This window comes from Microbispora sp. CSR-4, from assembly GCF_008033685.1.
GTDB lineage: Bacteria > Actinomycetota > Actinomycetes > Streptosporangiales > Streptosporangiaceae > Microbispora.
The window spans coordinates 1-515 of the sequence record NZ_VJVX01000254.1; the positions used below are offsets into that span (position 1 = coordinate 1).

A 515-nucleotide genomic window follows, 5' to 3' on the forward strand; every position below is an offset into this window, starting at 1 on the left:
CGGGATGAGCGGGCCGATTACGGGCGGCGGTTCCTGCGGGTCCGCCCGGGCAAGGGCGGCGGCGTGGAAGGGGAGTTCTACCTGCCGCGTGAGGCCGGCGCCCGGTTGATGGCGTTGTTGCAGGCGTACGCCAAGCTGAGGGCACAGGGGGATGACCGCCCGCTGACGGTGCGCCAGGCGGACGCCTTGATCGCCCTGCTGGAGCAGAAGATCGCCGCCGAGCTCCTCGTCGTGGTCAGCGCCGAATCCCTCCCCACCGACCCCGAAACCACCGACCCCACCGACGACAACCCACACCCCGCCGACGACACCAGCGACCCGGCCACCCAAGACCCCGCTGCCCCGGCCACCCAAGACACCGACCCGGCCACCGAAGACACCGACCCGGCCACCGACGACGACGTCAGCGACCACTGCGCAGACCTCGGCGACAGCGCCCCCAGCGACTACGCCCCCGACACCACCGGGACCACTGACGAGCCGAGCCAGGCCGACGACACCGCCGACCATGTCGA

Annotated in this window: 1 protein-coding gene; it reads left to right on the top strand. The window is 72.0% G+C overall.

The genetic code is table 11. The features are described 5' to 3' along the window. The coding region (locus FLV34_RS39710) for a DUF222 domain-containing protein (protein ID WP_147945633.1) at positions 1-515 on the top strand (515 nt) is incomplete at both ends.